Source organism: Lysinibacillus sphaericus, assembly GCF_006864135.1.
In the GTDB taxonomy this organism is placed as follows: domain Bacteria; phylum Bacillota; class Bacilli; order Bacillales_A; family Planococcaceae; genus Lysinibacillus.
Map to the genome: position 1 here is coordinate 1 of NZ_SADV01000027.1, position 26,943 is coordinate 26,943.

Here is a 26,943-nt window from a genome sequence, read left to right on the forward strand (position 1 = left end):
TCTGTTCGCTCGACTTGCATGTATTAGGCACGCCGCCAGCGTTCGTCCTGAGCCAGGATCAAACTCTCCATAAAAAGAAATTTGATTAGCTCAAATTGTTTTGCTGGCATCATGTTTGATGTCCAAAATTTTGTTTCGTTCGCCAACTCAAGGTTAGTTACTAAAAAACTTTATTGATTACGTTTTGCTTGTTCAGTTTTCAAGGTTCATTTCGTCACTGTTGTTTTCAGCGACTTTATTATCATAACTTGTATTCAACAAGAAGTCAACAACTTTTTTAAACTCTTTTTTTAAAATCTTTTTTTAAGTCGTCCTTCTTGTTAAGGACAAGTAATAATATATAATATAGCAATTTAAAAATCAAGCTTTTTTTAAAAAAAGTTTAAAAATCTTTTTCTCATCAACTACAAATAAGAGAATTCCTACTATAACAATGAATCCACCAAAAATTTGTGTGGCTATTAAATACTCTTTAAAAATTAGAAGAGCTAAAATGGCCGCGCCAATTGGTTCAAATAAAATCGCAATGGAGACTACATTTGTACTAACGTATTTAATTGACCAATTAAATAGAGTATGACCAAATAAATTAGGAACTATCGCTAATAAAATAAACCATATCCAGTCCATAGTTGAATAAGGGCCGAACGATTCCCCCTTAATAAGAACATAGATAAACAATGTAATTGTACTAACAGCATAAACAATCATCGTATATGTCACAAGGGATAGTCTTTTCCGTACATCTTGTCCAAATAAAAAGTAAGCTGTAACGAGTGCGCACGCGACAAGAGCAAGCATGTCTCCATAAAATGCAGTACCACTAAGTTTAAAATCTCCCCAACTAATTAAAATACTACCGACAATAGCAATAGCTCCTGCAAAAATGGTTTTCAAAGTAATGTTCTCTTTAAAGAAAAAATATGTACCTACAAATGCAAACAATGGCTGTAGTGTAACCAAAACTGTAGAACTTGCTACAGAAGTGTAATTGAGTGATTCAAACCATAAAATAAAATGAAAGGCTAAAAATATGCCAGCAACAGAAGAAAACAGCCAATCGCGTATTCTTAATTCCTTTACCTCGTTAGTGTACTTCCAAAAAAACAGAGGAGCCATTATTAACACCGAAAAGAACATACGGTAAAACGCAATAACCCCCGCTTCTGCATTTGCTAATTTTACAAATATGGCTGATAGGGATACAGAAATTACGCCAATAAAAATAGGAATGTATGGATGAATTTTGGGTTTCTCCATTAAATCCAACCTCCAATTAATTTTGCCTCGGCATCATTACGTTTGGATTTGGCTTTATGCCTGCAAAAGGACTCCTTGCCAATTCCGTGTCATCCGCCGGAAACCTTAACTTATACTCGTATTCCTCTCACTACCTATAAAGGTTAAAACATTTGTTGCTGACGCTTCGCTTTCGCACAGAAAACATTTGTTGCTGACGCTTCGCTTTCGCTCCCCAAAATATGTGGTGAAAGAAATTAAAAATACTTATACTTCATTAAGATCCTGATGTACAATACAAAAAAGTAATGTACATATAATAATGACACCTTGCATATCTCTTAGCAATACGAAATATCTGTGGAGGGTTGCGTATGGAAACCTTGGAAAATATGATTACATATGAAGTTGGCATAAAATTAGTAATTGCAGCCACATTAAGTTTAGTAATCGGTATCGAAAGGGAATTAAAAAAGAAGCCTGTAGGATTAAAAACGAGCTTAGTTATCGCTACATTTAGCTGTTTATTAACTGTCATTTCGATTGAAACCGCCTATTCAACACCCCCAAGGTCAGAAATCAATATTACAATGGACCCTCTACGCTTGGCTGCCCAAATTGTTAGTGGGATTGGATTTCTTGGAGCAGGTGTTATTCTAAGACGAGGGAATGATAGTATCTCAGGTTTAACAACCGCAGCAATGATCTGGGGAGCTGCTGGGATAGGAATTGCTGTTGGCGCAGGCTTCTATATAGATGCTACATTAGCTGTTATTATCATTGTCTTCGGAATTGAGGTTTTATCGCCGTTTCTAATGAAAATAGGACCAAAAAGAATTCGTATGCGAGAAATATCATTGAAAGTTCAGATTAACAATGATGCCAATAGTGAATCCTTTTTACAATTCTTAAAGGAAAACAATATTATTATTGAAAACATACGCATTCAAGATGTTCCAAATTATAATAATGTTTATCACGAATTAGATTTACGCTTATCATTAATAGTCTCTGATAACTTACTGTCATTTTATCGTTCATTACGAGCACTACCCTATATAGAAAAAATCGAAATGGAAATTTTAAACTAGTTGGAGGATTCTTTCGTGGTAGAAATAATAAAACTATTAAAAAATGGGAATAAGCCCTCTCTGTTGGCAGCAGTAGTCAATGCTTTTTTAGGAATTATTAAAGGTGTTGCCTTCTTCTTTACAGGTAATGTTGCCATGTTTGCAGAAATGATGCACTCACTAGGAGATGCAGCAAACCAATTATTCGTTTATATCGGCTCAGCGCTGTCGAAAAAAGCACCAACAAAACAATTTCCGGGAGGCTTTGGCCGAATTGTAAATTTAGTTTGTCTATTTGCTGTTATAATCGTGGCAATCCTTTCTTATGAAACCATAAAAGAAGGCTGGCATCATTTTATACACCCCGCTGGAGAATCTAAAGGAATGCTCATTGCACTTGGCGTATTATTGATCGGTATTGTTTTAGAAGGGTCAGTTCTTGCAAAAGCTGCCGTTGAAATACTTCATGACGCTGGACAGGAAAAAACGGGAATAATAACAGCTATCCCTAAAGCTTTCCCTTATTTAAATCGCGCAAAACCAGCAACAAAATTAGTATTTATGGAAGACTTAGTAGCTACAGGTGGTAACGTGTTGGCCTTCGGTGCTATTTTAATTGCGCACTTTACAGGCTGGGCAAATATAGAAGGACTCGTTTCGATGATTATTGGCTTTATGATGTTCTATGTTGTAGCAAAAGTGTTCCTTGATAATGCACGTGGAGTTATTGGTGAAACAGACGAAGAAATGCTAAATCATATTGCTCACCTTGTAATGGATGACCCAAACATTAAAGATATTGTTCGCCTAGAAGTCATTAAAGAAGGTGAGTTTTTACATGTGGAATTAGTTGCTGAAGCTGACCCCAACCTATCACTCGCTTTTCTAGATGATGTACGCGACCATTTAACAGAGGTCATTTTAAGTCAGAAGGGTGTATCGAAAGTAGCCATTCTATTCGATGAGGATGACGGGAAACAAGATTGGGTGCATATTGGCGAAAGACCGGAAAACTCAACATTCAAACAATAACTTATTATCCAAAACATTTTAAATAAGATAAATAGCCAATTGCCATATTTCAGGCAGTTGGCTATTTTTTATACAAGTACCAGAAAACTCTATTCTTGTTTACTTCTTTGTATCTTCTATTAAGCAATCACGGAGTTATAGGGAGTTTTGCAAAATAGTTCGCACATCTTCTTCCTGTAATTTGTTGAAGTTTCCAAAGGGTCCATTTTGCATAGCATGTTCTACAATTTGAAGGAATTTTGAATCGTCAATTTCATAATCCGCTAGACTACTTGGAGCTCCTAGAGAAGTCCAGAATGCCGATAAACGATCAATTCCTTCGTACGCAACCTCTTCTGGAGACTTCCCTGTTGCGTCGACACCGAAAACGCGTATTGCAATACGTGCAAAACGCTCTGGATTTACGGGTACACTTCGACGCATCCAATGTGGTTGTAATATCGCTAACCCTCCTGCATGCGGAATATCGTAAACCGCAGAAACAGCGTGCTCAATATTATGTGATGCCCAATCTCCACGAGAGCCAATTGATAAGAATCCATTTAACCCAATTGTTCCTGCTAATAAAATTGTTTCACGCAACTGGATATTTTCTAAATCTTCTAACAATTTAGGTGCTGTTGTAATAACCGTTCGTAATACTCCTTCACACATTTCATCTGTAATCGGTGTATTCGTCGTATTATGGAAATATTGTTCAAGTACATGTGACATCATATCAACGATACCGTAAACTGTATGATTTTTTGGTACAGTCACTGTATACACTGGGTTTAAAATCGAAAATTTTGGGAATACAGCAGGGCTACCCCAGCTTAGTTTTTCTTCTGTCGCAGCGTTTGTAATGACAGAACCTGAGTTCATTTCGGAACCTGTTGCAGCTAGCGTTAATACAGTCCCGAGCGGTAAAGCGTCCTCCACAATTACTTTACGTTTTACAATATCCCAAGCATCGCCATCATATTTTGCACCTGCGACTATTAACTTAGAACAGTCAATTACAGAACCGCCACCAACAGCTAGGACTAGATCAATTTTTTCTTTTTTACAAAGATCAATACCAAGTCTTGCTGTTTCCACACGTGGATTTGGCTCAACATCGCTAAGTTCAAATATTATTTTATTGGCTTCTTGTAACTTTTCGATAACAGCATTGTATACACCATTTTTCTTAACACTGCCTCCACCGTAGACAACTAACACCTTTTCACCATGTTGCGCTAACTCATTCGCAAGCTTTTTCAGTGCATTTTCACCAAAATGTAACTTCACTGGGTTATAAAATGTAAATGAATCCATTCAATTCGCCCCTTTCTACTTGGATTTTCTCATATTTCTATTGACGAAAGCAAAGATTTAAAACCATTTTAGACTCCACTGTCATTGTATTCACTCTAAACATAATTTTTTCTTTGCACTTTTGCTTGCATACATAAAAAACGAGTCATCCGACTAGGAATGACCCGTTTTTCTTATATATATTGATTAAACCCATCCACGGAAGCGTGAAGCTTCTGCAGTGCGGCGAACACCTACCATATAAGCTGCTAAACGCATATTAATGTTACGTGTTGTCGCTGTTGTATAAACGTTTTCAAATGCATCAACCATTTTTTTGTAAAGACGTTCTTCAACTTCTTCTTCTGTCCAGTAATAACCTTGGTTATTTTGTACCCATTCGAAGTAAGAAACTGTTACACCACCAGCAGATGCTAATACGTCTGGTACAAGTAAAATGCCACGATCAGTTAAAATTCTAGTTGCTTCAGCAGTTGTTGGACCGTTCGCTGCCTCTACTACAATGTTTGCTTTAACATTGTGTGCATTGTCAGCAGTAATTTGGTTTTCGATAGCAGCTGGCACTAGAATATCACAATCAAGCTCTAATAATTCTTTGTTTGAAATTGTATTTTCAAATAATGTTGTTACAGTACCGAAGCTATCACGACGATCTAATAAATAGTCGATATCTAAACCTTCAGGATCATGAAGTGCACCATAAGCATCTGAAATACCGATTACTTTCGCGCCTAAATCATGCATGAATTTTGCAAGGAAGCTACCTGCGTTACCGAAGCCTTGAATGACAACACGTGCACCTTTAATATCAATGCCACGTTTTTTCGCTGCTTCTTGGATAACGATTGTTACACCTTGTGCAGTTGCACGGTCACGACCTTGAGAACCACCAAGCACTAATGGCTTACCTGTGATGAAACCTGGTGAGTTGAATTCGTCCATACGGCTGTATTCATCCATCATCCAAGCCATAATTTGTGCATTCGTAAATACGTCTGGAGCAGGAATATCTTTTGTTGGTCCTACGATTTGACTAACTGCACGTACATATCCACGGCTTAATTTTTCGATTTCATCCATAGACATTTGACGAGGGTCACAGATGACACCGCCTTTACCACCGCCATAAGGTAGATCCACGATACCACATTTCAATGTCATCCACATTGAAAGCGCTTTAACTTCTTCCTCAGATACTGCCGGATGGAAACGTACTCCACCTTTAGTTGGCCCTACAGCATCATTATGTTGTGCGCGGTAACCAGTAAATACTTTTGTTGTACCATCATCCATTTTCACTGGAATACGTACTTGTAGCATGCGAAGCGGTTCTTTTAACAATTCATACATAGCTTCGTCATAGCCAAGTCTATTTAGAGCCTCTTGAATAACTTCTTGAGTTGATGTGAACAGATTTAAGTTTTCAGACATATTAAATCGCCTCTTTGTTTTTTATAATGATAGTATATCGGCATCATTGTAACATACTTCCGAATTAAAATGTGAACATTTTGTTAAAGATTAAATACTTTTTCAATTTGTTCGATTGACCAATCTAAATCCTCTTGCGAAATAACAAGTGGTGGCGCAAAACGAATGACTGTATCATGTGTTTCTTTACATAATAGGCCTAATTCTTTAAGCTGTTCACAGTATGGACGTGCAGCCTCTGTTAATTCCATTCCGATAAATAAACCACGACCACGAACTTCTTTAATGACTGGGTTATTAATTTCTTTTAATTTACCTTTAAAATATTCACCAAGTTCGTGTGAACGCTCTGCTAATTTTTCATCTAGTAATACTTTAATTGAAGCAATAGATACTGCACATGCTAAAGGATTACCACCGAAAGTTGAACCGTGTGATCCAGGATTGAATACACCTAAGATTTCACGATTTGCAGCTACACACGAAATCGGGAATACACCGCCGCCTAAAGCTTTCCCTAAAATGTACATATCAGGCTCTACTTCTTCCCAATCACATGCGAACATTTTACCTGTACGTGCTAAACCAGCTTGGATTTCATCTGCAATGAATAAAACATTGTTTTCACGACATAGCTCGCGCGCAGCTTTTAAGAAGCCTTCTGATGGAATAACGATACCAGCTTCACCTTGGATTGGTTCAATTAAAAACGCTGCTGTGTTTGGAGTAATTGCAGCTTTTAATGCTTCCAGGTTACCGTAATCTACTAACTTAACATTCGGTAACATTGGACCGAAGCCACGACGATATTCTTCGTCAGATGATAAAGATACAGCAAGCATTGTACGACCATGGAAGTTACCATTACATGCAATGACTTCAGCCTTGCCATCTTCTACACCTTTTACATCATAAGCCCAACGACGAGCGGCTTTAAATGCTGTCTCAACCGCTTCAGCACCTGTATTCATCGGTAATACCATTTGTTTATTCGTTAATTTACCAACAAGTTCATACCATTCACCAAGGTTTTCGCTATAAAATGCACGAGAAGTTAATGTTACTTTATCAGCTTGTTCTTTTAACGCAGCGATAATTTTCGGATGACGATGTCCCTGATTCACAGCAGAGTAAGCTGATAGCATATCTAAGTATTTGTTACCTTCTGGATCTTTTACCCAAGCACCTTCAGCCTCTGAAATAACGATTGGTAGCGGGTGATAGTTTGCAGCACCAAAATTTTGCGTTTGTTCAATTACTTGATTTGTTTTTGTCATAAAGTATTCTCTCCTTACGTTCATGATGAAAAACTCTGGAAGACTCTGTTTTTCTATAAATAAATTCAATAGAACAATTTCAGCATTTTCTGAATATAAAAAGCAAGAATCTGCACACTACTCCTAGGTAAGCCGCCTCGACATTAGCGCCTACGGTTCTTGCCGGACTCACTTTACTAGGAGGAGTCGCGCAGATTCTCTTATAATTTATGCCTCAGCAAAATTGCGTCCGGAAGCATAACTTCTTCGGTCAGCCGAAAGAAGTTATAACATTTCAGAAGTTGTTTTTGCTTGCATATGAAGTTGTAGATAGTCAGGGCCACCTGCTTTTGAGTCAGTACCTGACATATTGAAGCCGCCGAATGGTTGGTAACCAACGATTGCACCAGTACAGCCACGGTTGAAGTATAAGTTACCTACATGGAAATCTTCACGTGCTTTTTCTAAGTTCATACGATTATTTGTAATAACCGCACCAGTTAAGCCGTACTCAGTATCATTTGCAATATCAATTGCTTGATCGAAATCTTTAGCTTTTGAAATAGCTACAACTGGTCCAAAGATTTCTTCTCTCATAACTCGTGCAGAAGGATCTACATCTGCAAATACTGTTGGTTGAATGAAATAACCAACTGAATCATCAGCTGTACCACCTGCAACTAGGCGACCTTCTCCTTTACCAATTTCAATGTACTCTGTCACTTTATTGAATGCTGCTTGGTCAATAACTGTTGCCATGAAGTTGTTGAAGTCTGATGGGTCACCAACTGTTAACGTGTTTGTTAATTCCACTACACGGTCAACAACTTGGTCATAGACATCTTCAACGATAACAGCACGAGAACATGCTGAACATTTTTGACCCGAGAAGCCAAATGCTGATTTTACAATAGATTGTGCTGCAAGCTCTAGATCCGCTTCTTTATCAACAACGATTGTATCTTTACCGCCCATTTCAGCGATAACACGTTTAATCCAAATTTGACCGTCATTTAATACAGACGCACGTTGGTTAATACGTAAGCCTACATCACGAGATCCTGTGAAGCTAATGAAGCGTGTTTTTGGATGATCAACTAAGTAGTCACCTACTTCTGCACCAGAACCTGGTACAAAGTTCACAGCACCTGCTGGAAGACCCGCTTGCTCTAACACTTCGATAAATTTATAAGCAACTACAGGTGTTGTCGAAGCTGGTTTTAATAATACAGTGTTACCTGTTACTAAAGCTGCCACCGTTGTCCCCGCCATAATTGCGAATGGGAAGTTCCATGGTGAAATAACAATACCAATACCTAATGGAATATAGTCATAACGGTTGTATTCACCTGGACGACTTTCTACAGGTTGACCTTCTTTAACACGGAGCATTTGACGACCATAGTATTCTAAGAAGTCAATTGCTTCTGCAGTATCTGCATCAGCCTCAGCCCATGGTTTACCTGCTTCTTTTGTTAAAAGTGCAGAGAATTCATGTTTACGACGGCGAATAATTGCCGCTGCTTTGAATAATACGTCTGCACGAACAGCTGGATCTACTTTTTTCCAAGTTTTGAAAGTTTCATCTGCCGCTTGCATTGCTTTTTCAGCTAGTTCTTTGTTTGCTTTTGATACGCGACCAATTACTTCTGTTTTCTTTGCTGGATTATATGAAACGATTTTATCTTCTGTAGTAATACGTTCTCCACCGATAATTAGTGGATAGTCTTGACCTAAATATCTCTCTACTTTATTTAATGCCTCTAAATATGCGTTGTAATTTGCCTCTTGAGTAAAATCTGTGAATGGTTCGTGTTTGTATGAAATCATACTTTATCCTCCCTCGTGAGATGTGTTTTAAGTGCGCAAAAAACATTGACGCAAAATATCTTTGCGTTTAGAATATTCTTACACTTATTATAATGCAAAATTTTGTTGCATATTTCAAGTAAAAAATTTTTGAGGTGCACATTTTATGAAAAATTCTGAACCCTTACTTCCTTTTTATAAGTTTATTGCAACAAATGTTTCTGTTGGTATTCATGCTGTAGACCTTTCTGGCAAAACAATTATTTATAATACAAAGATGAAAGAAATTGAAGGTTTCCATTTTGATGAATTAGCAGATCGTTCTGTTATTGAAATGTTTTCCTTCCGCCAGCATGAAAGTACTTTAATGCGTGTATTACAAACAGGTAAAAAAGAAATTAATGTAAAACAAACTTACTGGAATAAAAATGGTCATGAAATTACAACTATTAATGATACTTTTCCACTTTATGGTGAAAATAAACTAATTGGAGCGATTGAATTTGCTCGTGACATTACATCACTCGAAAAGCTAGTTTATCAGCCTCTTCGTCGATATGATGAACCTTTAACATTCGATATGATTACAGCTGTATCCGAATCGATGCGACAAATTATTGCAAACGCAAAAAAAGCAGCAGCTGTGAAGTTACCGGTATTATTAATAGGAGAATCGGGTACAGGAAAAGATTTAGTCGCAGAGGGGATCCACCATGCAGCATCGCCTGACCCTGAAGCATTTGTAACATTAGTGAGTCGTCGCTCTGTTCCATCTGTTTTAGATAAATTGCAGGAGCTCTTACAAGATGACAAGGCATATACTTTTTTCTTCGAACGCGTTGACTTTTTAAGTCTAGACATTCAAGAGGAACTGTTAGAGATATTACAATCTCTTCCTCAGTCTAAATACATGCTAATCGGAAGTGTCGGAAGCGACCCTATTACATTGATTGAGGAGAAAAAACTTTCAAAATCACTGTATTATTTCTTTGCTACAATGGCTATTACCATCCCAAATCTAACAGATCGAAAAGAAGATATTCTTCCATTCGTAGATGATTACTTTAACCGCCATCGGGAACGCTTCGCTTCAAATGTCCGGGATCTAGCACCTGATGTCCAGGATCTATTTTTGCAATATGATTGGCCAGGAAATTTAAAGGAGCTTGAGCTATTACTAGATGAAATTGTGTCGTTTATGACCACTGAATCAACAGTTACCTCAGATTTATTACCAATGCATTTCCGTTTCAAGGTACAACAGCAGGACACATCTAATCACGAGCCGGAATTCTTTATGTTCCAACAACAGAATGATGTTATGCCACTCGATGCTTATTTGCGTGAAGCAGAATCATATTATGTGCAAAACGTCTTAAATTTATATGAAGGCAACATTACAAAGGCTGCTAGTGCACTTGGCATGAGCCGTCAAAACCTACAATATCGAATTCGAAAAATAAAAAATCAATAGTTATATTTGAATACTAAAAAACGAGGATACCTTCATATTTGAAAGCATCCTCGTTTTTTATCTCGTACATTAACAGGCAGCAATTATTTGTCTGTATCGAAAGCGTCAGACTCCCACCTCAAAATACAGCAAAAGTAAACATAACTGCCAGTAAATGCGCGATTGGTGAAGACTATAATCAGTGGGGGATAAAGAACCCCCACTAAATCAACTATGCCTCGGCATAATTGGGGTCCGGAGGCTTTAACCACTTTCAGCGGATAGTTTGCTGAAAGAAGTTAAAGCTTCACTTTATTGACCTGACTGTTCGATCCAGCCCTGTAATTTTTCTTTTAGGGAATTAAAACCATTCGCATCCGATTCATCTACACGGTCCTGCAATGATTTACGTGGTAGTACATCTTTTTTACGCAATGTAGTTGGGCGCTCCTGCAAAGCACGAATCGATAAACTAATTTTTTCGGCATCTTCATCGATTTCAAGTATCTTTACTTCAACCTCTTGCCCAACTGACAAAAATTCACTAACGTCCTTTACAAAGCCGTACGTAATTTCGGAAATATGTACAAGGCCTTGTGTATCTTCATCAAGCGCAACAAATGCACCATACGGCTGTATACCTGTAACTTTACCGGTCAACACGTCCCCTAATTCATATTTTTGTCCCATAACCTTTGCCCACTTTCTTTTTGTTTGCTACGTATATATCACCACAAATTATAACATAGGTGTATTAGTGGGGCAAAAATTCATACCATCAATCCACGATTCCTGTTATGCGATAATTACCTTCTTTGTTTATCGATAATTTAATAAGAAATTGTCTACCATACATATCCTGATACTCTTCAGAAACACGAACAGCAACCGTTGGATAGATACCATCATATTCACCTAATTGGCTAAAGATATCTAAACTTTTAACATTGTTTAACAAACTTGTATTAATGTTCGTTTCTGGCATTAATATAGCTTTTTGTAAAGATTTATCTCCAATAGTTATTGCATATAAATAAAGGGAGACCATATTTAATGGGCGTAATTGATCGATAAATGTTTCAGTATCGCTTTTTTTATATTGCTCATATATACTCTTTATTTGTGATTCATCAATACTTACAATCGTAAAATCACTATCATTAATAAATCCTGCTGTTTCTTCTCGAGTTTGCAATATGATTGTCCAAATATCATAAGTTGATAACTGGCTTAAAGTATTTGAGCGATTGTTCTGTTGTAGTTCATTCAAAATTGTTGAAGCAGTTTTCTTCATTACTTCCCCGTAGGTTCCATTAGCTACTTTTTGCAAGAAATCCATATAATCTTCACGAGGTTCCCCACCTTTTGTAAGAGCAGGATAGCTTGCAGTTCCTTTCAACAACACTAACCATGTATTTTCAAAACTTTGTCTTACAACCTTATAACTAGGTGAACCTGCGTTTACATCTGCTAGTAATGTACGCTCCATTAATTTTAATGATTTAGCGGTTTCTTCTCGTGTATACTTTAAATCATCTGCTAATAAAAATTGTCCCTTTTCTAAATACTCAAAGTAACCAAAAATATCAGGATGCAATTTATTGATATTGGGTAGCGAAAATTCACCGTAAATCGGTGTGGCTTTAAAATAAAACGTCCCTTCTTCATTTTCTTTCAATTCCATGAATTGATTATTTGCGGCCTTAATAATCGCCCATAAATCTGACGGATATTTATTGGTATCTTTCGACTTCTTTAGGAGAGGTCCATATGGTTTAAGAAGATCACTGTAAAAGTTCTCTAATTCCAATACAGTTTCTTCATATAAGCGATATACCTCAAAAGATTCATCGAACGTTAAATTAGATTCATCAATCGTTTCCAAGACTCTTCTTGGTGTTATTAATTTATTAAGTATAGTTTCCTCATTAATTTTTAAAAACTGTACATCCTCTTCTTGTACATGAGAATTCCTTCTTGTATAGAAGTCTAGCACGTAGTCAGCTTCTTTAATAAATTCAAATGCATTCAATTCGTCAATAGTAACTTTTAACTCTATTCTTATTTGCTCTTTTTTACTATTGTATTTTTTAGTTATATTTTCAACCCATTCTTTAATTCCAACTTCCTTTTTTTCTTCCTGAGAAACATCCTTTTTACTATTTACGATTTCTGGTTGGTTAATCATATAAGATGAAACGAGCATACTCACTAACAGTACACTTGCAATGCTTGCTATCCAGACTGCTGGCTTTCGCCATCTTGAAGGGGGCTTTTGTGTTGTTACTGTTTCTAGTGCTTGTTGTGTTGGATTTTCTGCCTCGATTTGTGCGAAAACGGCTTCTGGATCTAACTGTGGTTCCAAGCGATTATAGGATTTTTTTAGAAGCTCCATTCGTTTTTCAAATTGTTTATCATCCATTTTCAACACTCCCCTCCTCCATTAACACCACTTTAAGCTTTTCCTTTGCACGCAATATACGAACTTTGACAGTTGCTAACGAAATATTTAGTACTTCCGCTATCTCCTCATACTTAAATTCATGGAAGTAAAATAATATGAGCGGATAACGATACTTTTCATCGAGTTCTTTAATAGCATTATGTAATTGCCTATCCTCCTCAAAATTAAGGACATACTTTTCGGCTGAAGATGAGGGCGTTTGCTGCTGAGCACTTAGCCTCTCTTCCTTTGCCTGCTCTTGCTGTTCTTTGTGATAATAATCACGGGTTGCATTTAATGTAATTTTATAGAGCCATGTCGTAAAACGATCCTGCTTAAATTGATGTAAAAAACGATACAGCTTTACAAACACCTCCTGTGAAACATCCGCTAAATCATTACTATGAACGCCACATTGAAAAGCAAATTTTTCAACTGTACGTTGATGTATTTGGATTAGCTCTATATAGGCGTCTTTGTCTCCTCGCTGAGCCCGTTCTATTAATTCAGTTTCAGTCACGGTCATCCCCCCTTCGCACATGTAACGAATCATTTCTCTTAATTGTTACATATTTTTACTTATTAATAAAAAGTACAAATATCTCGCTAAATCAAAACAAAGCCACTAAGACCCCGAATTTCGTTACTAAAACCATATACTGAATCACTAAAATACCCACGTTTCACAAACAAAATGAAGACAAGAATTTCTATTAATCATTTTCCGTGAAATTTGCTTGTGTTAGAAGAATATTGCGATTAAATAAAGCTTTAATATAAGAAGGATTTAATTCCGTATCTTCGAGAGATCAATTTACATCTAAAATTGGGTTTATTTTAGCTGCCGCTGGAAGTTCGATAGGGGTTAGAGCTATTTGGAAGTTTCCTTAGATGGCGGGTACTAACGGCGGAAGTGTTTTTATTTTATTATTTATTCTATGTTCCTATCTGATGTAAAAATTTTAGACCGTTCTTTTTTCGATACTTTGTAGACTTTTTGACGAATAGTATTGGTATGCCAATTGGAGCCTTACTAATTTCATCTTTGCAGGCTATTACTATACAAAAGATATTTTTCGTAAGGAGCCTGCCTCATCTAGTCTGATGTTCAATATTTGGTATATTTTAATTCGGTATGTATCTCCAATAGCGATATTAATTATTTTCATCCAAGGGATCTTACCTTTGTTTAAATAAAAGACCGTTAAAAAACGAGGTTGTCTCTAAATTGAAAGAGACAACCTCGTTTTATAGAAAAGCAAAAGCATCATTGCGTCCGGATTCGGCTTTGTGCTTAGGCCAACAAATGTTCTTTGCGCGAAAGCGTAGTGCTAACGTAGCGGCAGCGGCATGATGTTTTCTGCGCGAAAGCGTAGTGCTAACGTAGCGGCAGCGGCATGATGTTTTCTGCGCGAAAGCGTAGTGCTAACGTAGCGGCAGCGGCATGATGTTGGTCACTCAGTCGTGCCACAGGACGTGGCGTTCTTAACTGAGTTCCTCTATTTCAGCGGATGTTTGGAAACCCTCTAAAAAAAGTTAAATAATGCATTTTGCTTCAAATTTTATCGCAATAAGCTTGTACGAAATGGCTACACAATCTTCAAATGGAATCCATTCTTCAAACGAATGCTCATATGTTTCTTGAATAACCTTTGCAAGAGTTGATGGATCATCAATACCTTGCAATGCTGCTACAACATCTGCAGTTTCAGTATCATAATGATCTGGACCTAAGTGGAATGGATCCCACTCCTCTAGCAGTCGTACGGCCGCTTGATTCATTTTTATATTTTCCAAAATACTCACCTATTATCCTTTTATCATACTCGTATGATACCATAGTAAATAAAAAAGAAAAGAGTGATTTACTTGTCTATTTTCGATCAAACTATTAAACGTCGTTGTACAAACTCTGTAAAATGGGACGCAATGGAAAATGTATATGGGCTACAAGATGCTTCAGATATACTACCAATGTGGGTAGCGGATATGGATTTTGCTGCTCCAGTAGCCGTATCAAAAGCGCTACAAGAACATGCTGTAAAGACCGTTTTCGGCTATAGCTTTGTTAGTGATAAAGCAGTGCAAGCGATCGTAGACTGGCAGCATGCACATCATGATTGGCACATTGACAAAGAATCAATTGTTTTCTGTAACGGTGTTGTTGCTGCTTTAGCAGATAGTATCAAGGCACTAACAAATCCAGGAGATAAAGTTCTTATTTCCTCACCTGTCTATCCACCATTTTATAATACCCCGAAAAGTAATGGCCGAGAGATCGTTAGTTGTCCTTTAGTTGAAGAAGATGGCTCATTTGTCTATGACTTCGAAGCCTTTGAACAAGCACTTGCTCAAAATGTGAAAGCCTACATATTGTGTAATCCTCATAATCCTGGAGGCTATGTATGGGATGAAGCTACATTAAAGGAAATCGTACGACTATGTGCAAAATATGATGTTGTTATTATTTCCGATGAAATTCATTCTGATTTAATGTTGGATGGTTCAAAACATACACCATTAGCAAAAATCGCTGGTGATGAAATGGATCGTATTATTACGTGTATGGCACCGACAAAAACATTTAATCTAGCTGGGATACAAGTCGCTTATATGGTTGTAACGGATAAGAAAAAGCGTATGCTACTAGAAGCAGTTCATATGGCTAGTGGGCAAGGCTCATTAAATACTTTTGCTTCTGTTGCACTTGAAACTGCTTATACAGAGGGTTCCCCATGGTTAAATGACATGCTTTCTTATATTTCAAATAATATGGACTATGTGATTGCTGAATTAGAACAATTACCTGGTATCCATATTAGAAAACCTCAGAGCACTTATTTACTTTGGATTGATTATCGAGAATTAGGACTTGATGAAAAAGAAATTATGAAACGCTTGCTGGAAAATGGTAAGTTAGCATTAGAGCCTGGGACAAAATATGGCGAAGAGGGTAGCGGCTTCCTGCGTATGAACGTCGCTTGCTCATTTGACACAGTAAAAGACGGTGTTCAGCGCTTTAAGCAAGTACTTCAACAATAGAAAGTAAATAGTGAAGGATATCTCAAGTTTTTCTGAGATATCCTTTTTTGTTGAGAAAATATAGATCATATGGAGAATGATACGAAGGCATACAAGCATAAGAGTAATGGAGAAAAATGCCCCGCAATCCTTAAAGGCTGCGAGGCATCTGGTACAATCAATTATGATTAGGCATAATTGCATCCGGAATCGGCCGGACGCTTTAACTCAGTTGGGTGTTTAGTCACCCGCTGAATGCAGTTAAATATTTTGCTGATTGTTTGTATTGTTTTTTTCTGAAAGAATACGTGCTTCGATTTCCTTTGATTTCATTTCTTGTTTCTTAGAAATCTTACGGAAAACTGTAAAGACAACAATACATAATATAAGCATGATTAAAAATTCAAAAGCTGCAGGAACATAGCCTGATTTATCTTCTGGGATATAAAAAAATTGATACATTAAATGTTTCATGTTTTACACGTCCTTACAATTATTATTCAAAAACTGTAATTGACTCGATTTTCACATCTTCTACTGGTTTATCACGGAAGTCTTTTTCTACATCTGCCATTTTGTCTACAATGTCCATTCCTTCAACAACATGACCAAATACTGTATGCTTATGGTCTAACCAAGGAGTACCGCCATTTTTAGCATATGCTTCAATAATTTCTTCTGGGAAGCCAGCACCTTGTAATTGACGAAGCATATCACTTGGAAGGTGCTTCATTTGTACGATAAAGAATTGTGAACCATTTGTGTTTGGACCCGCATTTGCCATTGAAAGGGCACCGCGAAGATTAAATACGTTTTCAGAGAACTCATCCTCGAAAGAGTTACCCCAAATTGACTCGCCGCCCATACCTGTACCAGTTGGGTCACCACCTTGAATCATAAAGTCTTGGATTACACGGTGGAAAATGATGCCGTCATAGTATCCTGATTTTGCATGGCCTAAGAAGTTTTCAACAGTTTTTGGTGCATGCTCTGGGAATAATTTAATTTTGATGGCACCTAATGTTGTTTTCATTTCTACAAGTACTTCGCCTTCTAGTACTTCTGTTGTTAATTGTGGAAACATTGAAGTCTCTCCTTTAAATGTAAAATTTCAGTTTCATTGAAAATGATAGTACTATCATTTCTGACCTCATTTTAGTCTAACATACTTCTTAATGGTTTTCTTCACCAAAGTATTGACGATTTTTTGCACTTTTAATTTTTTAGCTTATCACCATACCGCAGTGTTGAATTCCGTTCCGACTGGGCGCTTTTCTGGAGGCTTCCGTTAAGCCGCTTGGGCCAATAAGTGTTTTTTTCGCGAAAGCGTAGCGTCAGCGGCACGATGGTAGTCACGAAGGTGTTATTACAGTACTGTTCTTCGGTTAAGAAATATTCTTTCATATTAACCCCCTTACTATATTTTTAATGATTGTTCATATATTACCTTGATTGACCATAAAATGGAAAATATCGGAATAAAGAAGGAAAAGTGGAATAGGATTATATGAATAATAATAGAAAAAATGGAGGGATTGAATGAAATTTATACAAAAAATAAGTGTAATCGGACTGTCGGTATGTATGTTAAGTATCGTTTTTTCATCTACCAGTATGGCAACAAAAATCGTTACAGAAGAGCACTTGAATTCAGTAAATGAAAAAAATAAAAAAGAAGTTAATTATTACAAAAACGACTCCGCCAAAATATTAGCACAAGAAACAAAAACGGTAGTAATTGAAACAGAAAAAAAAGATAAATCATTATTAGAGCAAAAAACAAAAGAATTTGAAGAAAAAATGAAAATGGAACAATTAACCTTTATTGAAGAGGGATTGAAAAAAGCAACAACGCTTCAAGATGTAGAAAAAGTAAAAAGTGAAGCAGCCAACCTATTAACAAAAGAAAAAGAATTGTTTAAAGCAGCAAGTGAAAAATATGTAAAAACAAAGATTGATACGGAAAAAGTGAACTTAGCGATGATTTCAAGTTCATATGAGACGGTTAAAGATGACTTTTTCACTTTTAACAAACACAAATTCTATTACTATGATGTCAATAAAAATGAATTTGTTCCAAACAATAAAGTAAATAAAATAGAAGAAGTAAAAGAATTTGAAAAAAACCACATAGAAGATTCAAAAGTAAAAGATAATCCAATCAACACCTTAATCCTGTTCATTCTCCTTGCATTATTATGTATAATTCCTCTTCTGATAAGTAACAGTCAAAAAAACAGAGCGTAAGCTTTCTTGATGCTATTAGCCTTCGTTCCTCTGCCTGTTCGCTCCAGGATCTCATCTATGACGCTAACTACACTTCAATCAACTTATTCACAGAGACATACGTTTTGAAAAAATGTCATCCAACTTTGAATTATCGCTCAACTTTTAATTGTTATCGACATCCGCCTTCCAAAGGCAAAAAAGGATTTATACACAAATTGTGTGTGAATCCTTTTACTTTAGTATCATGCCTAGCCTTCACCAATACTTAATAAGCTTTAACAAACGTCGTCTCCAACTTCATTATTATAAATACAAATAGGTCGTAACGCGTATTTGGAAACTATCCAAATTATGTTATTCTGTTGAATGACTCATATTTAGAGTGGAGGCACACATGAAAAAGGCTTTTGGTTTTTTTATCATTTTACTATCCTTACCTGTCCTTTGGTGGATTAGTACAAATATTAGGACAGAGATCAATGCAGCACAAGCGCATGAGGAGCAAATCGCCAGCGCTATTCATTTACCGGAAGTACAGCCACAGCTTCCAGTAACACTTATTGATCGAAACGGTAAAACATTTAGCGAGGAATATGTCGAATGGCGGCAGCCTCTAACATTACAGGAAACCCCAAAAATTGCCCAGGAAATTTTTATTGCAAGTGAGGACGCTCATTTTTATGAGCATATCGGTTTTGACCTCAGTGCTATCATCCGTGCAGTTGTTGCTAACTCAAGTACAAATTCAACTTCTCAAGGTGCTAGTACCATTACACAACAGCTCGTTCGAATGCGTTATTTATCTGACGAAAAAACATATGAACGAAAATTAACAGAGATTTTTTACTCTTATGAGCTTGAGAAAGAATTTGATAAAGACGAGATTTTAACGATGTATTTAAATGAAGCCTATTTCAGCAATCAAGTTTATGGAATCGGTGGAGCAGCTACATATTATTTTCAAAAACCACTCCAAAAACTATCTATAGCTGAAATTGCATTTATTGCTGCCATTCCAAATAACCCCTCGCTTTATAATCCTTTAAAAAACTTTGAAAAAACAAAAGCGAGGCAGGAACGGTTATTAGATACACTTGCAGCGAGAGACGCTATAACAAAAGAAGATGCCATTACATATAAAGCTGAAACTATCACATTAAATGTCAAGAATAAAGCGCAAAGCTCCCCTATGTACAGCACGTATGTCCTACAAGAGCTTAGATGGTTAGTTGCAGAAAAAGAAGGTTATTCAGATCGACTTGCAAATACACAAAGTGAGGAAGAGAAGAAAAAAATCAAGGCGCAGCTAGACAAGCGACTTAATGCATTATTCCAAAATGGATTAACGATTTATACCGCGCTTGATCCAGACAAACAAGCACATGATGAGGATAAAATGACGGCGATTCTAGGCTCAGGTAAATTACAAGCAGCTGGAGCAGTTATTGATAATACATCCCGAGAAGTTGTTAGTCTTTATGCTGGGAAGAACTACGAAAAGTTTGGTTATCATCGGGCCTTTCAAGGTACACGTCAACCAGGCTCTGCCTTTAAGCCATTAGCTGTATATGCTCCTTTCTTAGAAACGACAGCACATACACCTGATTCTATCGTCAGTGGTGGCAGTTATTGTGTCGGTTCATTTTGTCCACAAAACTATGGAGGCTTTAAATACGGTGATGTACCGATTCGAGTAGCATTTCGAAATAGCTACAATACATCGGCTCTCCGTCTCTTTAACACCGTCGGAATTGACACAGCCTTTAGTTACTTAGATCGCTTTCATTTCCGCTCTATCGTGGCAAAAGACCATACTTATGCTGCCTCCTTGGGAGGATTAACATATGGTGTTACAGCACTTGAACTAGCAGATGCTTATACAAGTTTTATAGACGGCTCATACGTACTTGCCCATAGCATCCGTAAAGTAACAGCATCTGATGGCACGGAGCTTTACAGCTGGGATTCAGCACGCGATCAAATTTGGGCACCGAAAACAGTTAAGTATATGCGTTCAATGCTTGCAGATGTTGTTACAAAAGGTACCGCGCAAGGCGTTTATAGTAGAAGTAACTATGTCGGTGCCAAAACAGGAACAACTAACAACTATCGCGACTACTGGCTTGCCGGATTAAATAATGAGTACACTGCAGCAGTATGGCTTGGCTACGATAAGCCACAATCTATGGAGAGATTAGAAGCTTATAAGATTCATCACAAGCTATTTAATGTTCTACTGGAATAACCTAAAGTTGACATGCATACGAACAATAGCAAATCATCATCTTAATCCGAAATACCAAGCATCGCCATTGTAAATACGACGTAATATTTGTGCACGACGAATTGTCCTCCCCTGGCAAATTAGACATGATACTGAATAAGCACGAAATACATGTGGTTCTTCAACAGATGGAAAAGAAACTTCGGAAAAATATGATAACGGCAATTATATTTTGTTAAACTTAAAGTGCAAAGCGAAAATTCCTCTCGTAGTTTGTCTCGACAACAATTACGATGCTTGAGTTTTCGCTTTTTTCTATAGCAATTTTAGAAAGAAAACATTTAAATATTTATCAAAACAGGAAGAATTAATTTACAATTGAATTACATCTCATCACAAAGGAGGGGGAATGTAGCATGAAAAGAAAGTTATTTTTGTTTTTATTATTGTTAGGACTTTTATTAGGGGGATGTATTAAAAAAGACGAGGAAGGCAAATTTGTTATTGATGAAGTCTCTACATCAGCTTTGGAAAGCGGAAAAAATTACTATATTATAACAGCTATTAGATGGACAGGTAATGGTAACGTGATCATCAACGATATTGACTTACTTCACGCTGAGTCTAACATTCAACATCAGTTTTATGCAGGTGAAAGTGGTAAAAAGCTAGGGGTATATAAACGAGACAAAGAAGATATCGGAGAATTAAAAGACATCAAAGATTGGACAATCGAAAAAGAAGGAATCCTCATTTTGTCATTCCAACTAGAAGATGTGAAAAAGAATCCTAAACGACAAATCAAAATTCTCTATACTGTCAATGATAAACAGCAAGAACAAATTATTGATTCAAGTACAATTCAAAATCTTTATACAACCGCAAAATAAATACTCTAAAGTACTTATTCACATTTGACAGACGCTGCAGATCCTAATGCAAGGATGTAACGCTTTAGTCAACACGGCCACTATCCCTTGAGAATGCAACAAAAATTTATGAAATTACTAATGACAAAAGGCAGCAGGAAACAATCCCCTGTTGCCTTTTATTAAATAAAACGAATTGTGCCTTTAGTGAGCAAACGGTAAACTTGCTAAAATACCATTATACAATTTTAAAACAACATAAACTAATAGCGATAATAGTATAGTCCACATAAAAAGTTCAAATACTAATAAGCCAATTGTTCCACCCATCGACATAAAATGACTCATTTTATAGATAAGATAAATAAAGTAGATAAAAACGGTTAAGACAAAAATACCTACTAAAACGTAAATAAATTGAATAGCAAAGGCTGAACAGATTGCACCAACTAATAAAATGATGTATCCACCTCGAGCTTGATTCACTGTCGTACCATCATGATCCTTTGAGAAAAATAACATTCCTAACTCATGAATCGTTTCCCCTACTAATTTTAATGCTGAAAATAGCATAAAAAAGATTACAGCAAAGACAATTAGCAAGAATACACGGAGCTCGAAATCGGATAAAAACTCACGCATGCCGGAATACACACCGATTGCATGAAAAACTTGCAGCGATTCACTTACTGCATACATTCCAAATGTCAAACTAAACAATAAAATTGTAATTAATGGTAGATAACCATAAATATAAGGGTTTTTCATAAATAATTTTTTCCTCTATTATTATTGATAACTTCCTATTTATAATATATCCAAAGTTCTTCCATTACCGCAAGCTAAATCATATGAGTGCATATGCAATCCTACAAAAAGTGCGATATAATTAACATACTTATCTGCATAAAGGAGGATTTTTTTGTTACAAGTACTTTATATTTTCATTCCAATGCTTGCTGCAATATTTGTGCCACTTTTATATAAAAGCATTAAAAATATTCACACAGGTTGGTTTGTTCTTGCAGTACCTGCTACACTCGCGATTATTTACGCATCTTATATCGGAAAAGTAGCAGATGGTAAAGTATTTCTTGAAGAGCTTCCTTGGATTCCATCGCTTGATATTTCCATCGTTTCTTATTTAGATGGACTTAGCTTGCTGTTCTCATTGCTGATTACTGGAATTGGCTCATTGGTCGTACTTTACTCTATTTTTTACTTAGACAAACATAAAGAAAAATTACATAATTTTTATGTTTACCTATTATTATTTATGACCGCAATGCTAGGAGTAGTACAGTCAGATCATTTAATTACGCTGTACTTCTTTTGGGAACTAACATCTATTTCATCATTTTTACTGATCGGCTATTGGTATTCTCGTGATGCCTCTCGCTTTGGTGCACTTAAGTCAATGATGATTACAGTCGGTGGCGGCTTGATGATGTTAGGAGGATTCATCCTTCTTTATATAATGGGAGGAACGTATTCAATCCGTGAACTTATTGTAATGGCACCTAGTTTAGTGCAGCATCCCCTGTTCACCTGGTCGCTCGTTTTAATACTTCTAGGAGCATTTACGAAGTCTGCCCAATTCCCATTCTACATTTGGTTACCAGATGCAATGGAAGCGCCAACACCAGTAAGTGCATACCTTCACTCTGCAACAATGGTAAAGGCAGGTATTTATTTAGTTGCACGCTTTACACCAATTTTCGCTGTTTCTGAGCTTTGGGTATGGCTCGTTACAAGCGTAGGTATTTTAACGTTATTCTGGGGTTCATTCTTTGCTATAAAGCAAACAGATTTAAAAGGAATCCTTGCTTTCTCCACAGTGAGTCAGCTTGGACTTATCATGTCATTGCTCGGCGCCAGTGCTTTAGCGTTTCATGGCAATGGGACTACAGATACTATTAAATTTGCTGCCTTTGCGGCAATCTTCCATCTTATCAACCATGCAACGTTTAAAGGAAGCCTATTCATGATTGCAGGCATTGTCGATCATGAAACAGGTACACGTGATATTCGTAAGCTCGGTGGATTAATGAGTATTATGCCGCTTAGCTTTACAGTAGCGGCTATCGGAAGCTTATCAATGGCTGGTCTACCGCCATTTAACGGCTTCTTAAGTAAGGAAATGTTTTTAACTGCCATGCTTGCACTGCAAAATTTCGAATTTTTAGGCTTCGAAACATGGGGAGCACTCTTCCCGATTGTCGCTTGGATTGCTAGTATATTTACATTTGTCTATAGCTTCTATTTTGTTTTCAGAACATTTACTGGTAAATATAAACCAGAAAAATTACCTCATAAACCACATGAGGCACCGATTGGTATGCTAATTTCGCCGATGATTTTAGCAGCATTAGTCGTAACAATATTCTTTATTCCGAACCTAGTTGGTGATACCTTTGTAAAACCAGCAGTACAAGCTATTCAGCCATTCTTATATGATTCACCAAAGGATATTGATATTCATGTGGCTGCTTGGCATGGTGAAATTACTCCCGAATTAGTCATGACATTTGGCATAGTAATTGTTGGGGTTCTATTGTTTGTAGCATTACCAAAATGGCAGGTTATTTACCAAAGATTCCCGCAATCTTTAACGTTAAATAATGCATACGACAAGACTATGCTCGGACTAGATGTTGGGTTAAATCGCGTATCACGTCTTTATATGACGGGCTCTATGCGTCACTACCTGTTGTATATGTTTAGTAGCATTGCGGCGATTGTAATCGGTTCTTTATTTGTGAAGAATGCTTTTACAGTCTCCTTCCAAGACGTTTCACCTATTCGTCCTTACGAAATCATTTTAGTTGTAATATTAGTCATTGGAACAGCCATTACAATTTTGGCAAAGTCACGTTTAACAGCTATTATAGGCCTTGGTGCTGTGGGCTACACAGTAGCATTATTCTTCGTTATTTTTAATGCTCCTGATTTAGCATTAACACAGCTTGTCATTGAAACAATTTCTGTTGCGCTATTTTTACTAGCGTTTTATCATCTGCCGAAGCTCGGAAAACGAGAAGAGCGCATGAGATTCCAATTAAATCGCGCGATTGTTTCCGTTGCTGTCGGTGTTATGGTTACGCTTTTAGCACTGTCTGCACATTCACAAAAATTGATTCCGACTATTTCGAAGTATTATGAGGAAACAGTTTATTCAAAAGCAGGCGGTGGAAACATTGTCAACGTTATCTTAGTAGACTACCGTGGCTTTGATACATTATTTGAAATTACAGTGCTAGCTATTGCTGGAATGGCCATTTTAGCAATGATCAAGCTACGCATGAATAGAAAGGAGAAAACACATGAAAACAAATGATGTAATTATACAATTTACAACAAAAATTGTATTCTTCATTATTTTCTTCTTCTCTATTCATATTTTTCTCGCAGGTCATTACACACCTGGAGGCGGCTTTGTTGGTGGACTTTTAACATCGAGTGCGATCGTGCTCTTAGTCCTTGCCTTTGATTTAAATACGGTTCGTAAGGTTTTACCTATAAATTATACGTATTTAACTGCAATTGGCTTACTTCTAGCACTCGCAACAGCCGCTTTCCCAATGTTTATAGGTAAACCGTTTTTTACACATTTCTTTGATTATTTCGATTTACCGCTTCTAGGCAAACAGTCATTACACACGGCTATGCTTTTTGATAGCGGTGTCTATTTGGTTGTTGTCGGCGTTACGATGACCATTATTCAAACGATTGGGGAGGATGAATAATGGAAATAATGATGGCGTTTGTCATAGGCTTTCTATTTATGGCAGCGGTTTATTTAATCTTATCCAAAAGCTTATTGCGTATTATTATCGGGACAGGTCTTTTAAGTCATGGCGCTCATCTTCTAATTTTAACGATGGGCGGGCTAGGTGGAGAAGCACCACCTGTTTTAAAGGAAGGGGCAAAAACTTTTGCAGACCCATTACCACAGGCGCTTATTTTAACAGCGATTGTTATTAGTTTTGGAGTAACAGCTTTCTTCTTAGTACTTGCATATCGTTCTTATCAGGAGCTCGAGACAGATGATATAAGCTTAATGAGAGGAAGTGATGAGGATGAATAACTTCCTTCTACTGCCAATTATCATTCCATTTTTCTTCGGTATGATTTTAATATTCGGGCAAAAAAACTTAAAATATCAGCGTTCATTCGCATTACTTGGTATAGTGCTCGCACTTACATCAGCCATTTCACTGCTTATAAAAGTGAAAAATGATGGTATTCAAATGGTAACGTTCGGGAATTGGCCTGTGCCGTATGGCATTACGATGGTTTCTGATATGGTATCTGCATTGCTTGTCACTACAACGCTGCTGATCACCTTCTTTGTTGTTTGGTATGGCTTTGGTTCCATCACAAAGGAACGTGAACGCTTCTTCTATTATCCTGGCATTATGTTTATTTTAACTGGGGTTAACGGGGCATTTACGACAGGCGATATTTTTAACCTTTTCGTGTTCTTCGAGGTATTGTTAATGGCCTCTTATTTGCTCATCGTTCTTGGGGGCGAAAAAGGACAGCTTAAAGGTTCCATTAAATATATTTTAATTAATGTTATTTCATCTGCTTTATTTGTTATTACAGTTGCCTTCCTTTACTCTGTAGTAGGTACATTAAACATGGCAGATATTGCGGTAAAAATTGCTGAAATTAATCAGCCAGGTATCGTTACGGTTATAGCTGTACTATTTTTAATGGTATTTGGGTTAAAAGCGGCTATTTTCCCGCTATACTTCTGGCTACCAACTTCTTATGCAGCAGCACCTATACCAGTGCTAACGCTATTTGGTGCACTACTAACAAAGGTGGGCATTTATGCGATTACTCGAACATATACATTGTTCTTTGTTCATGATTTATCGTATACACATGATTTACTGATGGCTTTAGCAGTTGCAACAATTATTGCGGGCTGTATTGGTGCACTTGCCTACCATGATGTGAAGCTCATCATTATATATAATATTGTCATAGCTGTAGGTGTTATTTTATTTGGTGTTTCTCAAATGAATGAAATCTCCCTAAAAGGTGCAATGTTCTATTTAATCCATGACATGCTTATTAAAGCAGCGCTCTTTATGTTAATAGGGATCGTCATCTACATTACTGGCACATCTGATTTACGAAAAATGGGCGGTCTTATGAATAAATATCCTGCTCTTGGTTGGTGCTATTTAATTGCAGCATTTGGTTTAGCAGGGATCCCCCCACTTAGTGGCTTCGTTGGAAAGCTGTTGATTGTACAGGGAGGATTTGAAGCAGGCAGTAAATGGAGTAGTATTTTTATTTTAGCTTCATCACTTCTCGTTTTATTATCGGTTATTCGTATTTTCCTTTATGCCTTCTGGGGTGAAGAAAAAGAAACAACGGGTACTGTCGATAAAAAAGTCTACTCTACACTATTTGTGCCTACCGTTCTTTTAGTGCTCATTACTGTAGCGTATGGTGTAGGCTCTGAATGGATTACTCCATTTATGGACGATGCGGCAAAACTATTAAGTGATCCATCTATTTATATAGATGCTGTAATGAAGGAGGATTAGA

At 36.9% G+C, this 26,943-nt stretch carries 24 protein-coding genes and 1 rRNA gene; 11 read left to right on the plus strand and 14 right to left on the minus strand.

Annotated features, from left to right (window positions below; all coding sequences use genetic code 11):
- Window positions 1-74: ribosomal RNA gene (locus C7Y47_RS20890) — 16S ribosomal RNA — on the minus strand; the annotation flags it as partial.
- 286 nt (window positions 75-360) lie between these two features.
- Window positions 361-1,260, minus strand: a complete 900-nt coding sequence (locus tag C7Y47_RS20895) for a DMT family transporter (protein ID WP_142510513.1) — start codon at window positions 1,258-1,260, stop codon at window positions 361-363.
- Window positions 1,261-1,613: 353 nt separating this feature from the next.
- Between C7Y47_RS20895 and C7Y47_RS20900 the strand changes: the two genes are divergently transcribed.
- Window positions 1,614-2,330, plus strand: coding sequence for an MgtC/SapB family protein (locus C7Y47_RS20900; RefSeq protein WP_142510514.1), 717 nt, complete (start codon window positions 1,614-1,616; stop codon window positions 2,328-2,330).
- Window positions 2,331-2,345: 15 nt separating this feature from the next.
- Window positions 2,346-3,341: a cation diffusion facilitator family transporter gene (locus C7Y47_RS20905; RefSeq protein ID WP_142510515.1), complete on the plus strand. Its 996-nt coding sequence runs from the start codon at window positions 2,346-2,348 to the stop codon at window positions 3,339-3,341.
- Window positions 3,342-3,476: 135 nt separating this feature from the next.
- Here C7Y47_RS20905 and C7Y47_RS20910 read toward each other — a convergent pair whose 3' ends face one another.
- From C7Y47_RS20910 to pruA, 4 genes are all read right to left on the minus strand, one after another.
- Window positions 3,477-4,640, minus strand: a complete 1,164-nt coding sequence (locus tag C7Y47_RS20910; protein ID WP_142510516.1) for an iron-containing alcohol dehydrogenase — start codon at window positions 4,638-4,640, stop codon at window positions 3,477-3,479.
- 186 nt (window positions 4,641-4,826) lie between these two features.
- Entirely contained in the window at window positions 4,827-6,071 is a 1,245-nt protein-coding gene (locus tag C7Y47_RS20915) for a Glu/Leu/Phe/Val family dehydrogenase (RefSeq protein ID WP_142510517.1), read from the minus strand.
- Window positions 6,072-6,154: 83 nt separating this feature from the next.
- A complete protein-coding gene (locus tag C7Y47_RS20920) occupies window positions 6,155-7,348 on the minus strand; it encodes an ornithine--oxo-acid transaminase (protein ID WP_142510518.1) in 1,194 nt (397 codons plus the stop codon).
- Window positions 7,349-7,612: 264 nt separating this feature from the next.
- A complete protein-coding gene (pruA, locus tag C7Y47_RS20925) occupies window positions 7,613-9,157 on the minus strand; it encodes an L-glutamate gamma-semialdehyde dehydrogenase (protein ID WP_142510519.1) in 1,545 nt (514 codons plus the stop codon).
- A 145-nt stretch (window positions 9,158-9,302) separates the two neighbouring features.
- On the opposite strand from pruA, the gene C7Y47_RS20930 reads away from it, so the two are divergent.
- A complete protein-coding gene (locus C7Y47_RS20930) occupies window positions 9,303-10,610 on the plus strand; it encodes a sigma 54-interacting transcriptional regulator (protein ID WP_142510520.1) in 1,308 nt (435 codons plus the stop codon).
- 291 nt (window positions 10,611-10,901) lie between these two features.
- On the opposite strand, the gene yugI is transcribed toward C7Y47_RS20930, so the two are convergent.
- The 4 genes from yugI to C7Y47_RS20960 all read right to left on the minus strand — a co-directional run bounded on the left by yugI (window position 10,902) and on the right by C7Y47_RS20960 (window position 14,829).
- Window positions 10,902-11,279, minus strand: coding sequence for a S1 domain-containing post-transcriptional regulator GSP13 (gene yugI, locus C7Y47_RS20935; RefSeq protein ID WP_142510521.1), 378 nt, complete (start codon window positions 11,277-11,279; stop codon window positions 10,902-10,904).
- Between the two features lie 88 nt (window positions 11,280-11,367).
- Window positions 11,368-13,011: a hypothetical protein gene (locus C7Y47_RS20940; RefSeq protein ID WP_142510522.1), complete on the minus strand. Its 1,644-nt coding sequence runs from the start codon at window positions 13,009-13,011 to the stop codon at window positions 11,368-11,370.
- Window positions 13,004-13,552: an RNA polymerase sigma factor gene (locus tag C7Y47_RS20945; RefSeq protein ID WP_142510523.1), complete on the minus strand. Its 549-nt coding sequence runs from the start codon at window positions 13,550-13,552 to the stop codon at window positions 13,004-13,006. The genes C7Y47_RS20940 and C7Y47_RS20945 overlap by 8 nt, the downstream gene beginning before the upstream one ends.
- A gap of 1,016 nt (window positions 13,553-14,568) precedes the next feature.
- Window positions 14,569-14,829 carry a DUF1871 family protein gene (locus C7Y47_RS20960; RefSeq protein WP_132361698.1) on the minus strand — a complete coding sequence of 87 codons (261 nt, stop codon included), beginning with the start codon at window positions 14,827-14,829 and terminating at the stop codon, window positions 14,569-14,571.
- 72 nt (window positions 14,830-14,901) lie between these two features.
- Here C7Y47_RS20960 and C7Y47_RS20965 point away from each other — a divergent pair, with 72 nt between their 5' ends.
- The gene (locus tag C7Y47_RS20965; RefSeq protein ID WP_142510524.1) at window positions 14,902-16,074 is read left to right on the plus strand and encodes a MalY/PatB family protein; all 1,173 of its coding nucleotides are present in this window, start codon (window positions 14,902-14,904) and stop codon (window positions 16,072-16,074) included.
- 240 nt (window positions 16,075-16,314) lie between these two features.
- Here the strand turns inward: C7Y47_RS20965 and C7Y47_RS20970 are convergent, their stop codons facing one another.
- The 3 genes from C7Y47_RS20970 to C7Y47_RS20980 all read right to left on the minus strand — a co-directional run bounded on the left by C7Y47_RS20970 (window position 16,315) and on the right by C7Y47_RS20980 (window position 17,457).
- Window positions 16,315-16,527 (minus strand): hypothetical protein, encoded by a 213-nt coding sequence (locus C7Y47_RS20970; RefSeq protein WP_142510525.1) that lies wholly within the window; start codon window positions 16,525-16,527, stop codon window positions 16,315-16,317.
- A gap of 22 nt (window positions 16,528-16,549) precedes the next feature.
- Window positions 16,550-17,137: a peptidylprolyl isomerase gene (locus C7Y47_RS20975; RefSeq protein ID WP_142510526.1), complete on the minus strand. Its 588-nt coding sequence runs from the start codon at window positions 17,135-17,137 to the stop codon at window positions 16,550-16,552.
- Between the two features lie 131 nt (window positions 17,138-17,268).
- Window positions 17,269-17,457 carry a hypothetical protein gene (locus C7Y47_RS20980; RefSeq protein ID WP_142510527.1) on the minus strand — a complete coding sequence of 63 codons (189 nt, stop codon included), beginning with the start codon at window positions 17,455-17,457 and terminating at the stop codon, window positions 17,269-17,271.
- A gap of 135 nt (window positions 17,458-17,592) precedes the next feature.
- Between C7Y47_RS20980 and C7Y47_RS20985 the strand changes: the two genes are divergently transcribed.
- From C7Y47_RS20985 to C7Y47_RS20995, 3 genes are all read left to right on the plus strand, one after another.
- The gene (locus C7Y47_RS20985; protein ID WP_142510528.1) at window positions 17,593-18,300 is read left to right on the plus strand and encodes a hypothetical protein; all 708 of its coding nucleotides are present in this window, start codon (window positions 17,593-17,595) and stop codon (window positions 18,298-18,300) included.
- A 376-nt stretch (window positions 18,301-18,676) separates the two neighbouring features.
- A complete protein-coding gene (locus C7Y47_RS20990; RefSeq protein WP_142510529.1) occupies window positions 18,677-20,527 on the plus strand; it encodes a transglycosylase domain-containing protein in 1,851 nt (616 codons plus the stop codon).
- A 395-nt stretch (window positions 20,528-20,922) separates the two neighbouring features.
- Window positions 20,923-21,396, plus strand: coding sequence for a hypothetical protein (locus C7Y47_RS20995; RefSeq protein ID WP_142510530.1), 474 nt, complete (start codon window positions 20,923-20,925; stop codon window positions 21,394-21,396).
- A gap of 183 nt (window positions 21,397-21,579) precedes the next feature.
- Here the strand turns inward: C7Y47_RS20995 and C7Y47_RS21000 are convergent, their stop codons facing one another.
- On the minus strand, window positions 21,580-22,143 hold the full coding sequence (locus C7Y47_RS21000; protein ID WP_142510531.1) for a DUF5366 family protein: 564 nt from the start codon (window positions 22,141-22,143) through the stop codon (window positions 21,580-21,582).
- Between the two features lie 154 nt (window positions 22,144-22,297).
- On the opposite strand from C7Y47_RS21000, the gene C7Y47_RS21005 reads away from it, so the two are divergent.
- Genes C7Y47_RS21005 through C7Y47_RS21020 form a run of 4 tightly spaced genes read left to right on the plus strand, consistent with a single transcriptional unit; the run spans window position 22,298 to window position 26,942 of the window.
- Window positions 22,298-24,712 (plus strand): Na+/H+ antiporter subunit A, encoded by a 2,415-nt coding sequence (locus C7Y47_RS21005; RefSeq protein ID WP_142510532.1) that lies wholly within the window; start codon window positions 22,298-22,300, stop codon window positions 24,710-24,712.
- Complete coding sequence (locus tag C7Y47_RS21010) at window positions 24,699-25,121, plus strand: Na(+)/H(+) antiporter subunit B (RefSeq protein ID WP_142510533.1); 423 nt, start codon at window positions 24,699-24,701, stop codon at window positions 25,119-25,121. The genes C7Y47_RS21005 and C7Y47_RS21010 overlap by 14 nt, the downstream gene beginning before the upstream one ends.
- Window positions 25,121-25,462, plus strand: coding sequence for a Na(+)/H(+) antiporter subunit C (locus C7Y47_RS21015; protein ID WP_142510534.1), 342 nt, complete (start codon window positions 25,121-25,123; stop codon window positions 25,460-25,462). Before C7Y47_RS21010 ends, C7Y47_RS21015 begins: the two co-directional genes overlap by 1 nt.
- Complete coding sequence (locus C7Y47_RS21020) at window positions 25,455-26,942, plus strand: Na+/H+ antiporter subunit D (RefSeq protein ID WP_142510535.1); 1,488 nt, start codon at window positions 25,455-25,457, stop codon at window positions 26,940-26,942. Before C7Y47_RS21015 ends, C7Y47_RS21020 begins: the two co-directional genes overlap by 8 nt.
- Window position 26,943 lies beyond the last annotated feature (1 nt).

Excerpts from the sequence above, each read along its gene's own strand:
- C7Y47_RS21000 (WP_142510531.1), bottom strand. The coding sequence starts at position 22,143 with ATGAAAAACCCTTATATTTATGGTTATCTACCATTAATTACAATTTTA.
- C7Y47_RS20995 (WP_142510530.1), top strand. The coding sequence starts at position 20,923 with ATGAAAAGAAAGTTATTTTTGTTTTTATTATTGTTAGGACTTTTATTA.
- C7Y47_RS20915 (WP_142510517.1), bottom strand. The coding sequence starts at position 6,071 with ATGTCTGAAAACTTAAATCTGTTCACATCAACTCAAGAAGTTATTCAA.
- C7Y47_RS20985 (WP_142510528.1), top strand. The coding sequence starts at position 17,593 with ATGAAATTTATACAAAAAATAAGTGTAATCGGACTGTCGGTATGTATG.
- C7Y47_RS20900 (WP_142510514.1), top strand. The coding sequence starts at position 1,614 with ATGGAAACCTTGGAAAATATGATTACATATGAAGTTGGCATAAAATTA.
- C7Y47_RS20920 (WP_142510518.1), bottom strand. The coding sequence starts at position 7,348 with ATGACAAAAACAAATCAAGTAATTGAACAAACGCAAAATTTTGGTGCT.
- C7Y47_RS21010 (WP_142510533.1), top strand. The coding sequence starts at position 24,699 with ATGAAAACAAATGATGTAATTATACAATTTACAACAAAAATTGTATTC.
- yugI (WP_142510521.1), bottom strand. The coding sequence starts at position 11,279 with ATGGGACAAAAATATGAATTAGGGGACGTGTTGACCGGTAAAGTTACA.
- C7Y47_RS21020 (WP_142510535.1), top strand. The coding sequence starts at position 25,455 with ATGAATAACTTCCTTCTACTGCCAATTATCATTCCATTTTTCTTCGGT.
- C7Y47_RS20990 (WP_142510529.1), top strand. The coding sequence starts at position 18,677 with ATGAAAAAGGCTTTTGGTTTTTTTATCATTTTACTATCCTTACCTGTC.
- C7Y47_RS20910 (WP_142510516.1), bottom strand. The coding sequence starts at position 4,640 with ATGGATTCATTTACATTTTATAACCCAGTGAAGTTACATTTTGGTGAA.
- pruA (WP_142510519.1), bottom strand. The coding sequence starts at position 9,157 with ATGATTTCATACAAACACGAACCATTCACAGATTTTACTCAAGAGGCA.
- C7Y47_RS20895 (WP_142510513.1), bottom strand. The coding sequence starts at position 1,260 with ATGGAGAAACCCAAAATTCATCCATACATTCCTATTTTTATTGGCGTA.
- C7Y47_RS20940 (WP_142510522.1), bottom strand. The coding sequence starts at position 13,011 with ATGGATGATAAACAATTTGAAAAACGAATGGAGCTTCTAAAAAAATCC.
- C7Y47_RS20980 (WP_142510527.1), bottom strand. The coding sequence starts at position 17,457 with ATGAAAGAATATTTCTTAACCGAAGAACAGTACTGTAATAACACCTTC.
- C7Y47_RS20975 (WP_142510526.1), bottom strand. The coding sequence starts at position 17,137 with ATGTTTCCACAATTAACAACAGAAGTACTAGAAGGCGAAGTACTTGTA.
- C7Y47_RS21015 (WP_142510534.1), top strand. The coding sequence starts at position 25,121 with ATGGAAATAATGATGGCGTTTGTCATAGGCTTTCTATTTATGGCAGCG.
- C7Y47_RS20970 (WP_142510525.1), bottom strand. The coding sequence starts at position 16,527 with ATGAAACATTTAATGTATCAATTTTTTTATATCCCAGAAGATAAATCA.
- C7Y47_RS20930 (WP_142510520.1), top strand. The coding sequence starts at position 9,303 with ATGAAAAATTCTGAACCCTTACTTCCTTTTTATAAGTTTATTGCAACA.